The 13,329-nt window shown below is 39.9% G+C and carries 11 protein-coding genes; 7 read left to right on the top strand and 4 right to left on the bottom strand.

The genetic code is table 11. The annotated features are described in order from the left end of the window. Nucleotides 1-2: 2 nt before the first annotated feature. From R3X26_RS05900 to imuA, 3 genes are read right to left on the bottom strand one after another with little or no spacing between them, the layout of a single operon-like run. Nucleotides 3-3,149: an error-prone DNA polymerase gene (locus tag R3X26_RS05900; RefSeq protein WP_317716436.1), complete on the bottom strand. Its 3,147-nt coding sequence runs from the start codon at nucleotides 3,147-3,149 to the stop codon at nucleotides 3-5. 15 nt (nucleotides 3,150-3,164) lie between these two features. Beyond that, nucleotides 3,165-4,565, bottom strand: coding sequence for a DNA polymerase Y family protein (locus R3X26_RS05895; protein ID WP_317716295.1), 1,401 nt, complete (start codon nucleotides 4,563-4,565; stop codon nucleotides 3,165-3,167). A gap of 2 nt (nucleotides 4,566-4,567) precedes the next feature. After that, nucleotides 4,568-5,275: a translesion DNA synthesis-associated protein ImuA gene (gene imuA, locus R3X26_RS05890; protein WP_317716294.1), complete on the bottom strand. Its 708-nt coding sequence runs from the start codon at nucleotides 5,273-5,275 to the stop codon at nucleotides 4,568-4,570. Nucleotides 5,276-5,490: 215 nt separating this feature from the next. Between imuA and R3X26_RS05885 the strand changes: the two genes are divergently transcribed. Further along, nucleotides 5,491-6,426 carry an AEC family transporter gene (locus tag R3X26_RS05885; protein WP_317716293.1) on the top strand — a complete coding sequence of 312 codons (936 nt, stop codon included), beginning with the start codon at nucleotides 5,491-5,493 and terminating at the stop codon, nucleotides 6,424-6,426. 183 nt (nucleotides 6,427-6,609) lie between these two features. On the opposite strand, the gene R3X26_RS05880 is transcribed toward R3X26_RS05885, so the two are convergent. After that, nucleotides 6,610-7,350, bottom strand: coding sequence for a YciK family oxidoreductase (locus R3X26_RS05880; protein WP_317716292.1), 741 nt, complete (start codon nucleotides 7,348-7,350; stop codon nucleotides 6,610-6,612). Between the two features lie 87 nt (nucleotides 7,351-7,437). Here R3X26_RS05880 and sohB point away from each other — a divergent pair, with 87 nt between their 5' ends. The 6 genes from sohB (at nucleotide 7,438) to lapB (ending at nucleotide 13,210) form a co-directional block, all read left to right on the top strand. Beyond that, the gene (gene sohB, locus R3X26_RS05875; RefSeq protein ID WP_317716291.1) at nucleotides 7,438-8,499 is read left to right on the top strand and encodes a protease SohB; all 1,062 of its coding nucleotides are present in this window, start codon (nucleotides 7,438-7,440) and stop codon (nucleotides 8,497-8,499) included. A gap of 293 nt (nucleotides 8,500-8,792) precedes the next feature. After that, nucleotides 8,793-9,470: a (d)CMP kinase gene (cmk, locus tag R3X26_RS05870; RefSeq protein ID WP_317716290.1), complete on the top strand. Its 678-nt coding sequence runs from the start codon at nucleotides 8,793-8,795 to the stop codon at nucleotides 9,468-9,470. Nucleotides 9,471-9,574: 104 nt separating this feature from the next. Further along, nucleotides 9,575-11,251, top strand: a complete 1,677-nt coding sequence (gene rpsA, locus R3X26_RS05865) for a 30S ribosomal protein S1 (RefSeq protein ID WP_317716289.1) — start codon at nucleotides 9,575-9,577, stop codon at nucleotides 11,249-11,251. Between the two features lie 74 nt (nucleotides 11,252-11,325). Continuing rightward, nucleotides 11,326-11,607 carry an integration host factor subunit beta gene (gene ihfB / locus R3X26_RS05860; RefSeq protein WP_317716288.1) on the top strand — a complete coding sequence of 94 codons (282 nt, stop codon included), beginning with the start codon at nucleotides 11,326-11,328 and terminating at the stop codon, nucleotides 11,605-11,607. Between the two features lie 131 nt (nucleotides 11,608-11,738). Then, nucleotides 11,739-12,014, top strand: coding sequence for a LapA family protein (locus R3X26_RS05855; protein ID WP_317716287.1), 276 nt, complete (start codon nucleotides 11,739-11,741; stop codon nucleotides 12,012-12,014). Between the two features lie 26 nt (nucleotides 12,015-12,040). Next, complete coding sequence (gene lapB / locus R3X26_RS05850) at nucleotides 12,041-13,210, top strand: lipopolysaccharide assembly protein LapB (protein ID WP_317716286.1); 1,170 nt, start codon at nucleotides 12,041-12,043, stop codon at nucleotides 13,208-13,210. Nucleotides 13,211-13,329 lie beyond the last annotated feature (119 nt).

Raw genomic sequence — 13,329 nt, 5'->3', positions numbered from 1 at the left:
CACTAATGGAAATTACGTGACTTTGTGTGGATTTTCTGATTGCAGAGCGTTTCCACACAGCCACTTAGATCGATTAGCTTGCCAGCAATGACATGGGTAACTTTACCATCGTGCTCTAATATCCCTTTCACTTTTAATATATTCGCTGTTAAATAAGCGTTTTTTTGAGCTCTAGCAGTGGCGGACCAGACCACCACATTGACGTTACCTGTGTCGTCTTCCAGAGTAAAAAAAGTAACACCTGCTGCTGTACTGGGAGATTGACGACCGGTGACTACACCTGCAACGGTCACTAATGATTTATGTGGTTTATTGAGTAGTTCGGTTTGTCGAGTAAAACAACCTAGCAGCCCTTTTTCTGCTAATAAGGTAATTGGATGTTTAGCTAATGATAAACCTGTTGCCGCATAGTCTTCAGCGAGAGTTTCAAAAGCGTTTTCCTTGTGCTGAAACGTTTGCGTTTCCTCAACCAGAGATTGAAATAGCGGATAATCTTGTATTGAGTCCATAACGCTCCAACGGCTGCTATATCTGTCATTAGCACAAGAGATTAATCGATCATCAGCACAAGCCTTTAGTTGATGGTCAGAAAAGAAATTTAAGCTATTAGCAGAAGCTAAGGCAGAAATATCTTTTTTATTTATCCCCATTCTTTTTAGCTGTCCACTGCTTTGATAGCCATTGTCAGGGCGATTATTGGCAAGTTGTATTGCTGCTTTTTTAGATAAACCGCGCACCAAACGTAGGCCAAGGCGCAGAGCGTAACGTTTGGTGTTTGATTTTTTATCTTCTACTATTGTGTGATCGTATTGAGATTGATTAACACATATAGGCAAAATTTCGATGTGATGTCGCCTTGCATCTTGTATCAGTTGAGAAGGGCTATAAAACCCCATCGGTAAGCTATTTAGAATCGAGGTATAAAAAATTTCAGGATAATAATATTTTAGCCAAGCAGAACAGTAAGCTAAAATAGCAAAAGAAGCCGAATGACTTTCAGGAAATCCATATTCGCCAAAACCACAAATTTGTTCAAAAATACGTTCTGCGAATTTTGCATCATAACCTCTATCTAGCATGCCATTAATCAGTTTATGTTTGAATTTGAATACGTCACCGTTTTTTTTCCACGCCGCCATTGCTCGTCGTAATTGATCAGCTTCTCCACCGCTAAAACCGGCTGCTACCATAGCCAGCTTTATCACTTGTTCCTGAAATATGGGCACACCCATTGTGCGCTCAAGGACTTGTCTTACTTGTTCTGAAGGGTAGGTGATCGCTTCAATACCATCACGTCGTTTTAAAAATGGATGAACCATATCACCTTGAATTGGCCCGGGACGTACAATGGCAATTTGAATGACCAGATCATAATAACAGCGTGGTTTTAATCGAGGTAACATACTCATTTGCGCTCGAGATTCAATTTGAAAAACACCTACCGTATCGGCTCTTTGTAGCATGGCGTAGACATTTGGATCATCTTGCATTCGGCTGATATCTGCAATGGATAATTGCCGTTGTTCGGTTTTTTCAATTAGGTTGAAACATTTTCTTATAGCGCTAAGCATCCCTAATGCTAATACGTCTACTTTTAATAATTTTAGTGTCTCTAAGTCATCTTTGTCCCACTGGATAACGGTTCTGTCTGGCATCGAGGCATTTTCTATTGGAACGAGCTCGTATAATGGACCTGAAGATATGATAAACCCACCTACATGTTGCGATAAATGGCGAGGGAAACCGATAATTTCATCGACTAACTGTATAAACTGTTGGCCTTTCAACGATTCAGGTTTTAAACCAAGCTCAGTAAGCTGAGCTTGCCAGCCAAGACTTCGATCGCGACGATGAGTATTTTTAATAAAAAAATCGAGCTGAGTTTCAGATAAACCCAACGCTTTGCCTACATCTCGTACCGCACTTTTATAGCGATAGCTAATGACCGTTGCGGCTAAAGCGGCTCGTTCTCTACCATATTTTTGATAAATATATTGAATCACTTCTTCGCGTCGTTCATGTTCAAAATCAACATCGATATCAGGTGGCTCATCTCGCTCTTTGCTGATGAACCGTTCAAAAAGTACCGAGATTTTCCGTGGATCGACTGAGGTAATTTCTAAGCAATAACATACAACTGAATTTGCTGCAGAACCACGACCCTGATAGAGGATACGCTGACTTTTAGCAAACATGACAATGTCATGAATAGTTAAAAAATAGAACGGGTACTTCATCTCTTCAATTAAGTGTAATTCTTTATCTATTGTGTTTTGTATTTCAGGATCAACGCCATTGGGAAAGCGAACTTTTTTTCCTTTTTTAACTAACAACCTTAAGTAACTCATCGGTGTGTGTCCTTTAGGGACAAGTTCCGATGGGTACTGATAACACAATTCATTGAGACTAAAGCGGCATGTTTGAGCAAGTTGATATGACTCTTGTAACCATTCCGGGTTAAAAATAGTGGCTAATTTATCGAGAGTACGTAAGCTTTGCTCAGTATTACTAATTAGTTGCTGTTTAATGCTGGTAATAGGACGCTTTTCTCGGATTGCGGTGAGCGTATGCTGCAAGGGCAAGCGAGTGACATTGTGCATAAGGACACCACCACAAGCCGTGATTTTAAGATCCAATGTTTGAGCCAAGTATTGGCAGTGTTCAAGGTAGCTTTGATCGGTACTTTTTAAGTGGCGTTGAAAGCCAAGCCAAACCCGCTGAGGGTGGTGTTTGGCTAGCCAGTCACCCCAATATTGATCGCTAGGTTTGCCTTTAGGCAACCAGACAATATAACAATGAGACAGCGACATAATATCCCACTCTGATAAGTTATATTGTCCTTTTTCGCTGCGTTTTCGGGCGTTGGTTATCACTCTGCATAACTCAGTATAGGCGCTGAGAGTTGGGCTCAATAAGATAATTTGGCATTCAGAGTTAAGCCAGAACATGCTGCCAATGATCAACTTAATATTAAGTTCTTGCTCCCTTATGGTTCGAAAAGCACGCACAACTCCTGCTACGGAACACTCATCTGTAATAGCAATAGCCGAATAACCGAGAAAATTGGCTTGCAAGACCAATTCTTCGGGATGAGACGCACCTGTCAGAAAAGAGAAATTGCTTTGACAAAATAGCTCAGCATAGTTGATATTTGCTTTTTTCATTTAGCTAAATACTCCATGTATAAACCATTGCTTTGTTGGTGTTTTAAAAATCCACAAGATTTTGCCTGTTACGCTTCTGGCAATGAAATAATCTCGTATGACTTCATTACCATCCCACCAACCGGTTGCTAGCCTTTCTGGTCCGTAAATAATAGAAACTTTTTCTTGTAAAGGAGTTGGAATAGGCAGCAGTAGGCTAGGCCTTATTTGCTTTGTGTGCTTGCTCGTTTTATGAGGCTGCAAAGGTGGACACAATTGAGTGCTTCGTTCTGGTCTTGGATCAGAAGTGAGAGTGATGCCCTGAACCGATTGCTTACCTAACTTGGCTTGTAATAGAGAAACCAGTTCAAGGGCCGATAATTTTCCTGTTGTTCCATCAAATAAATCACGTTCTTCTGTTTGGGCTTGTGCGACTCGGTTAGCATCTAAAGTCATCGCAATAATTGGTGACGCGAGTTGTACCGACTCTAAAGTTAGTTGACTTAATTCGTGCCATTTACTGGCTAAGTAATCACCTCGTGCGGAAGTGAAAATGACGCTTTGCTCTTCTTGATCTTTATCGCGTTGATGAAGTGTTAAGGTTATTTCATAAGCAACCAGGTTTCTTAATTTGAGAAAGTTTTCTAATTGAATCAATAAGGTTTGCAGTGGTTTGCTCACCCATTGGATATTTTCTATTTCATAAAGCAGATCTAAGTAGCGGCTAAAGGATTCTGGTGGATAATAGAATTCGACCAAATGTTTAAAGCGTCCCGAGAGTTGACCAATATAATTGACCAATTGAATATCAAACCGCCGAGCGAGTTCTGAACTGTCTAATTTGAGAAGATCGCCAAGTTGCCGAACGCCGACCCTATTGAGTTTTTCAATATCCTTATTGCTTAATTCAGTGGCTTGTAAAGGATACTTTTTCAAATGCGCTTCAAGTATTTGCCTATCTGAAGTCACTTGATTAAAGCCGACCTGTGCTAATAAACGAGCCGAATAAGGTGAATAACCAGTTGAAAAATCATACTTCACATTCAGTTGATCTAATACATTTTTAATTTCTTGCCAGTAGCTATTTAAGTCGTCATAAAGAGACAACATGCTGGTAACTTTTAGCAGTAGCCCGCAAGGCGGAGACAAAGAAATATCAGCGGTTGTGATGTATAGCCAGTGGGCTATCTCTAATAATTTTTTTTCTTCAATTTCGGGTTTATAAGGATGGACCTGTAGATCGTGACAAAAAGAAGCGGCAGAGCCTAAACCCATGCCCAATTTTAAACCTGAATCTTGTGCTAGTTGGTTTAATTGAACTAATTCATTATGGTGCAAAATAGCAATAGGCTGATTATCTACTTGAGAAAAAAGCGTATCGAGTTGCAATTTAGGAAAATGAAGATAGAGCCAAAGAATCATCTTTATCCCCGTCTTTGTGATGGAAATAGGGCGATGTTGTCTTGCTTTTTAGTCGGTATAGATGTTGGTAACGATTTCGCTTGTTGCCTTAGGTACGCCCACTTATGACTCATATCGATAGAAAAGGTCGATTTTTTCCAACCTCCTTTACGCTTGTGAATAGTGGCTTGTATTCCAGATTCTTCTGCCTGCAACTGCATAGTAAGTGAAATAGGTAAACTTACCTGTTCGTGCCGTTCTGTTTTAAATAAAAAATTAAGGCATTGGCCAGTTTCACTGGCAACTTGTAAACGTCTTGCTTGATGTACTTGTAAACAAGGATGCCAGAGAATAACACTGCTACAACAACCACTTTTTAGGCTCTGTTCGGTTGCCCAAAGTGCTTCTTTTTCTGTTTTAGGGAAAATGGTAATTAGACGATGCAGATCAATCCCTTGTTGATCTAAATATTCAGAACATAAGTAAGCCGGTGGATTAATAAAGACACTTAATTTTTTTTTCCCCGATGCTTTTATAAAGGGAGTCAGTAAACGTAATTCGCCTATGCCTAGTTCTGAGCAGATCTCTACCACGCCATGAATAGGGAAACCACCGTCTAGTTGTGCATCCAGTTCAGGATAGCCTGTCGATTGAGTATTGATAGGCTCTTGTTGTTTAGAACCTTGCCAAATTAGATGTTTGCTGTGTAACAAGTCAATAACGCTTGGCATAATTCATCTCAAATATACTGTGCATATATACAGTATATTTGATTTGTAACTAGGATCAAGTAAGAAAAATAACAGCATAAGATGAATGAACAATACATTGCATACTATATGGCGATATAACGTATTGTATGACATATTTATATGCTATCATTTGTAAAAACTCATATTTAATAGGTTAACCTTTTGTCTGAATTCAGGTTTTTAGGAGAGCCTTAATGCATCAAAAACTAATAATATTATTTTCTCTTATCATTGTTAGCTTTTATCTCGGCTTAATGTTTCAAAAACGCTATCCAGGGCTGAGCCAATCTTTCAGTGTTTCATTAAGTAAGTTTAGTTTAACGGTTGTTATTCCGTATTCGATACTGACTTCTATTTGGCAACTTCCTAACATTGACACCCAATTATTTTACCTTCCTCTAATTGGAGTTGGAGTCATACTATTTGGTGCTTTGGTTGGTTTTTGTGCTACAAAATGGAAAAAACTTGCACCTAAGCAATCTGCCTCTTTAATTTCTGTAACGACATTTTATAACCTAGGGGCTTTAGGCAATTTGTGTGCTTTTTTTATGTTTGGGGAAAGTGGTGCAGCGATTGTTGCTTTATATAAATTATGTGAAGAGCTTATCTATTTTGGTGGTTTGTACCCATACGCAAGAAAATGCAGTGATGAACAGTTTAATGTTGGTAAAACAGCCTTTTGGCGAGACCCAATATTTTTGGCGGCTATTAGTGCTATTTCTATTGGTTTAATTCTGAATATGAGTGGTTTATCTCGTCCATTAATCATTGCGGATATCAACCAATATATCATTCCGCTTGGTAGCTTAGTTATGGTGTTTTCGGTTGGGTTAACCTTCAATCTAAAGGGCGGTGAAAAATGGAAAAAATTAGCCATTCAAGTCTCGCTTTGTCGAGCAATCTTAACGCCTTTAGTTGCGGTAGCGCTGATTACTTTGTTCGACTTATGGTCTATATATGACGGTATGGTAGCAAAAGTGTGTATTTTACTGTCTATTATGCCGACAGGCTTTGCTTCAACTATTCCTACGGTGCTGTATCGTTTAGACGGTGATCTTGCCAATACTGCTTGGTTTTATAGCTATGCGGTATTTTTTTTGATGTTGCCAATCGCTGTAGTTTTGCTGTAAATAATAAACTTGATCGGTTTAGGTTCTCCTGCATACAGATTAAATAATGCACGTTAAATATTAATGTGGTCACTGTTTCCCAATCGTATAGCGAATTTATACGATTGGGATTTTATGTGTTTAACGCTTCAAGGTAATCAACGACTTTAGCGCTAGTGCGGTACTTGCAATCCAGTCGACGGACTATTTTGGTTGTGCGTCAATACACTGACCATTGACCGCTTTACCTTCTTCAGCCATCAAATATAGATACAATGGCATGATATCTAGAGGTGTTTTGAGTAACTCTGAATCTTCCGCTGGGTAAGCGGTAGCTCGCATTCCGGTGCGTGTTGCCCCAGGGTTAATCGCATTCACTTTAATATCTGAATCCGTTAATTCATCTGCTAAAATTTGCATCATACCTTCGGTCGCAAATTTTGAGATTGAATATGCGCCCCAAAAAGCACGCCCTTGATGACCAACAGTCGAAGAAGTATAAATAATTCGAGCATCTTCAGATTTGTGTAACAAAGGCAATAAAGCTTGAGTCATTAAAAACTGGGCTTTGACATTTACTTGCATTACATCATCAAAAGTATCTTCACCTATTTGATCAAACGGGCTAATGACACCAAGTAAACTGGCATTATGTAAAATGCCATCGAGTCGGCCGAATTGTTGCTCAATCGTATCTGCCATATCTAAATAATTTTGTTTACTGGCACCTTTCATATCCAAAGGAATAATGGCAGGTTGAGCATAACCTGCGGCCTCTATTTCATCGTAAGTTTGTTCAAGCTTCTTAACGGTTCGGCCTAATAAAATAACTGTTGCGCCATATTCGGCATAACTAAGTGCGGCTTGCTTACCTATTCCGGCACCTGCGCCAGTAATTAAAATGATTTTATCTTTAAGTGCATCTTTTGAGACTGAATAATCCACTATCATATCCCTATTTTTCTTATTGAATGTTGGTTATCATGACAAGGTGATTACAATACACGAATTGAATTGATTGGGGATAGTAGATTGGAATTTTTGTTGAGCTACGGCCTGTTTTTGGCCAAGATTGCAACTTTTGTGGTAGCAATTATTGCTATTTTGATTGTAGTAAAAGCAGTAGGTGGTAAACAAGGTGGTTCGAAAGGTGAATTAGAAATCACTAATTTAACTGAAAAACACAAAGATAATATCGAATTAATGGAACATCACCTGCATGATGGTACATTTATTAAAGAACGCGATAAAGCAGAAAAGAAAGCAGAGAAAGAGAAAGAAAAATTACGCAACAAAGAAGTGAAAAAAGCGGCTAAGAATGGGGCATTAGAAACGACCCGAGAAGCGCATTTATTCGTTTTGGATTTCAATGGTAGCATCGATGCAAAAGAAGTCGCCTCGTTACGTGAAGAAGTGAGTGCTATTTTATCAGTCGCGAGACCCGGTGATGAAGTGTTACTCCGCTTAGAGTCTGGCGGAGGTATGGTTCATGGATATGGACTTGCTTCTTCACAGTTAGATCGTATTAAAGCCGCTGATATTCCGTTGACTATTGCTATTGATAAAGTTGCCGCGAGTGGCGGTTATATGATGGCATGTATTGGCGATAAAATTGTATCCGCGCCATTTGCCATTGTTGGTTCTATTGGTGTAATTGCTCAGTTACCTAATTTTAATAAATTATTGAAAAAGCATAATATCGAATTTGAACAACTGACTGCTGGTGAATATAAGCGCACATTAACTATGTTTGGTGAAAATACCGATAAAGCTCGTGATAAATTCAAAGAAGAACTCGAAGATACGCACGGTTTATTCAAAGATTTTATTCATCAACGTCGTCCTGCACTGGATGTAGAAAAAGTAGCAACTGGTGAACATTGGTTTGGTACTAAAGCCCAAGAGTTGGGGTTAGTGGATGAAATTAGCACTTCTGACGACATTGTTGTCAATGCATGCCAAGAAAAAACGGTGCTTTCTGTCCGTTACGTACAAAAGAAAAAAATGGCAGATAAATTAGCAGGTATTGGAGCAGAAGCGGCAGATCGCTTGTTAATGAAGTGGTTATCTCGTGGCCAAAAACCCATTGTTTAAGGTCGGTCTTATTGTTAAATAGTTATCTTCTATCTGATAGTTAGGCCATTAAAATGTAACACTGATGAGTAGTAACCACTCTGTCAGTGTTACATTTGATTACACAATGTCTCAGGCGCTAAATCTTGCTAGTGGGCATATTAAATATCTCATTCCAAAAGTGGAAATTTGATTAAGTTTTAACTTTTCGACTTTCTTTTCTCGCTCCTAATCTCATTTCAACTTATAATATGCCGCCGATAAAACGGCGTTATATTTAATAGAATGGCTAAAAAATCAAATTGGAGTAACAGATGTCCTCAAATACACCGGTCGTAACCGTTGATGGACCAAGCGGAGCTGGTAAAGGCACGCTATGTATGTTGTTGGCTAAGAAATTAGGCTTTAACTTATTAGATTCAGGCGCTATTTACCGAGTACTTGCTCTTGCCGCTATTCATCATGGTGTCGATACGGAATCAGAAGAGGCACTCGTTCCTCTAGCGACTCATCTAGATGTTCAATTTATTGCTGATGGTGATCTGGTTAAGGTCATCTTAGAAGGGGAAGATGTTTCTTCAGAGTTACGCAAAGAAGAAACCGGAACAGCCGCATCAAAAGTGGCGGCACTGCCTCGTGTTCGTGAAGCACTACTACGACGCCAACGTTCATTTAGCTCAGAAGATGGCTTGGTTGCAGATGGAAGGGATATGGGAACCGTTGTTTTTCCAAATGCAGAAGTGAAAATTTTCTTAGATGCAACGGCTGAAGAAAGGGCAACTAGACGCCTTAAGCAGTTGCAAGATAAGGGGTTAAGTGTTAAATTTGACCACCTTTTGCGTGAGATACAGGAACGCGATGATAGAGACCGCAACCGTGCGGTGGCTCCGCTACGTCCTGCTGATGACGCATTAGTGCTTGATTCTACATCACTTTCTATTGAAGAAGTGGTAGCGCAAGCGCTTGAATATATCGAATCTAAATTGTCTTAATGTAAGAGGCAATAGGAGGTCGGTCGCAAGGATGATGACTGGCTATTTTATCAACCCCACGCGGTAGGATGCCCGTGGAAGTTTAATAATTGAAGATCAAATTAATGACTGAATCTTTCGCTCAACTCTTTGAAGAGTCTCTAAACGAACTAGAATTTCGCCCAGGTACCATTGTTAAAGGTACTGTTGTAGCAATCGAGAACGGCTTTGTTCTTGTTGATGCTGGCCTAAAATCAGAATCTGCTATCCCAGCAGAGCAATTCAAGAACGCTGCTGGCGAACTTGAAGTTGAAATTGGCTCAGAAATCGACGTAGCACTAGACGCTGTTGAAGATGGCTTTGGTGAAACTCAACTTTCTCGTGAGAAAGCTAAGCGTCACGAAGCTTGGATCGTTCTTGAAAAAGCATACGAAGAAGCTGAAACTGTTATTGGTATCATTAACGGTAAAGTTAAAGGTGGTTTCACAGTAGAACTTAACGGTATCCGTGCGTTCCTACCTGGTTCACTAGTAGATGTTCGCCCAATCCGCGACACTGCTCACCTAGAGAACAAAGAGCTAGAGTTTAAAGTAATTAAGCTAGATCAAAAACGTAACAACGTTGTTGTTTCTCGCCGTGCTGTTATCGAATCTGAAAACAGTGTTGAGCGTGACGAACTTCTTGAAACTCTTCAAGAAGGTAGCGAAGTTAAAGGTATCGTTAAGAACCTTACTGACTACGGTGCATTCGTTGACCTTGGCGGTGTAGATGGCCTACTTCACATTACTGATATGGCTTGGAAGCGTGTTAAGCACCCATCTGAGATCGTAAACGTAGGTGACGAAATCCTAGTTAAAGTTCTTAAGTTCGACCGTGAGCGTACTCGTGTATCTCTAGGTCTTAAGCAACTTGGCGAAGATCCATGGGTAGCAATCGCTAAGCGTTACCCAGAAGGTCACAAACTAACTGGTCGTGTTACTAACCTTACTGATTACGGCTGCTTCGTGGAAATCGAAGAAGGCGTTGAAGGTCTAGTTCACGTTTCAGAAATGGATTGGACGAATAAAAACATCCACCCATCTAAAGTAGTTAACGTAGGCGACGAAGCTGAAGTTATGGTTCTTGAGATTGACGAAGAACGTCGTCGTATTTCTCTTGGCCTGAAACAATGTAAAGCTAATCCTTGGCAGTCATTCGCTGAAGCGCAAGCTAAAGGCGATAAAGTAACTGGTAAGATCAAGTCTATCACTGACTTTGGTATCTTCATCGGTCTTGACGGCGGCATCGACGGTCTTGTTCACCTATCTGATATCTCTTGGAATGTTGCAGGAGAAGATGCGGTACGTGATTATAAGAAAGGCGATGAAATCTCTGCAGTAGTTCTTGCAGTTGATGCAGAGCGTGAGCGTATTTCTCTTGGCGTTAAGCAAATGGAAAATGACCCGTTCAATGCATTCGTTGCAGACAACAAGAAAGGCATCCTAGTTAAAGCAACTGTTACTGCAGTTGACGCAAAAGGTGCTACACTTGAGATTGTAGAGGGTGTTGAAGGCTACATTCGTGTTTCTGAAGTATCACGTGATCGTGTTGAAGATGCATCTCTAATCCTAAGCGTTGGCGATAGTGTTGAAGCTAAGTTCACCGGTGTAGACCGTAAGAACCGCGTAATCAACCTTTCTGTTAAAGCGAAGGATGAAGCTGAAGAGCAAGAAGCAATGGCAACAGTGAACAACAAGCAAGAAGATACAAGCGGATTCACTAATGCAATGGCTGATGCTTTCAAGGCAGCTAAAGGCGAATAATAATCGCAATTAGGGAGCCTTTGGCTCCCTTTTTATTATTATTTGACGTTTCTGAAAATGTGATGAGGGTATATATGACTAAGTCTGAATTAATAGAAAGACTCTGTGCGGAGCAAACTCACCTCTCTGCGAAAGAGATAGAAGACGCTGTAAAAGATATTTTAGAGCATATGGCTTCTACCTTAGAAAGTGGTGATCGTATTGAAATTCGCGGTTTTGGTAGCTTCTCATTACATTATCGTGAACCTCGCGTAGGGCGTAACCCTAAAACTGGTGACAAAGTAGAATTGGACGGTAAATATGTTCCTCACTTCAAACCAGGCAAAGAACTTCGTGAGCGCGTTGATATCAGCTAATAATACTGGCTAGAGTTATAAAAAAGCGGCATATTTAGGTATGCCGCTTTTTTATGAGTGGTTTATGATGGTGTGTCGTCTCGAATTACTGCATAATTGGACGTTGGCAAAATATTCTGGAGTAGTGAATCATGAAAATTATAAAAGCGATTCTAGTCATTGTACTTTTCCTTATTGCGTTAGCATTAGGTGCACAAAATCAAGAAGTCGTTTCATTTAACTATCTGTTAGCTAAAGGTGAATTTCATCTCTCGACTTTGTTAGGGATTGTCTTTGTTGCTGGATTTGCGTTAGCTTGGTTGATTATTGGCAGCATGCAGATCAAATCTCAATTGACTATCCATCGTTTACAACGCAAGTTAAAAAAAACGAGCAATGCTACATTACCTGCTGAACAGAAAGCATAGTAATGGTGGTGCTGCGGTAAACGTAAATGCTTGAACTACTCTTCTTATTATTACCCATTGCAGCCGCTTACGGTTGGTATATGGGTAACCGTAGTGCGCGGCAAGATAAGCAAGAACAATCACACCAAATTTCTCGGCAATATGTCACGGGACTTAATTTGCTTTTGTCTGATCAATCAGATAAAGCGGTGGATCATTTTATTGAATTACTTCAAGTAGATGCTGAAACTATAGATACCCATCTGGCTCTTGGGAATTTATTTCGCTCACGCGGAGAAGTCGACCGAGCAATCCGAATTCACCAAAACCTTATTTCAAGAAAAAATCTGACCATAGACCAAAAAAATATCGCGCTGCAACAACTGGCAAAAGACTATATGGTGTCTGGTTTTTTAGATAGAGCGGAAAAAATTTTTGAGCAATTAGTAGAAGAGCCTTCACACAAAGAAGCCGCACTTACTCAGTTGGTGAATATCTATCAACAGACTCAAGAGTGGAATAATGCGATAAAATACGCGACTGCGTTAGTTAAACTTGGCCGTAAACGTGTGATCGCGAGTATCGCACATTTTTGGTGTGAACTGGCTATGTCAGAACAAGCTGAAGGTGATAGAGCTAAAGCGATACTTTATTTTAAAAGGGCACTATCAGAACATCCAAAGTGCGTCAGAGCGAGTATTTCTTTGGGTAAGCTTTATTTGGAAAATGAAGACTACACCAGTACCATAAAATACATGGAAATGGTTCTAGACCAAGATATCGACTTTCTTAGTGAAGTGCTTGAAACCTTAGCTGAATGTTACCATCATCTTGGGCAAGAAGAGCGACTGGTTGAATTTCTGCGTCGATGTATTGATAAAAAAGCAGGTGTGTCTGCTGAGCTTATGTTGGCACAATTAGTTGCCAATCATGAAGGCAACGCTTCTGCTCAAATGTTATTAACCAAGCAATTGTTGCGAAATCCTACGATGAAAGGTTTTCATCGTTTAATGGATTACCATTTAGCCGACGCAGAAGAAGGTCGAGCTAAAGATAGCTTAACCACACTGCGGTCACTTGTTGGTGAACAGTTAAAAACCAAACCTCATTATCGATGCAGAAACTGTGGTTTTTCTACTCATTCTCTTTATTGGCATTGTCCTTCTTGTAAAGGGTGGGGAACCATTAAGCCAATTCGTGGTTTGGATGGCGAGTAGTGTCAGGGGTAAAATTCGTTATTTAGTCGAATAAGTCTAAATAATGGTAAGAATAATTAGCGATAGCTAAATGAGTAGTATTAACCTCCTGTTTGGAGGTTTTTTTGAATAAATATTTA

Origin of the sequence: Vibrio sp. TH_r3, from assembly GCF_033101115.1 — a bacterium.
In the GTDB taxonomy this organism is placed as follows: Bacteria; Pseudomonadota; Gammaproteobacteria; order Enterobacterales; family Vibrionaceae; genus Vibrio.
Note: the sequence above shows the minus strand (reverse complement) of the source record. Positions and strands in the feature narration are given on the sequence as shown.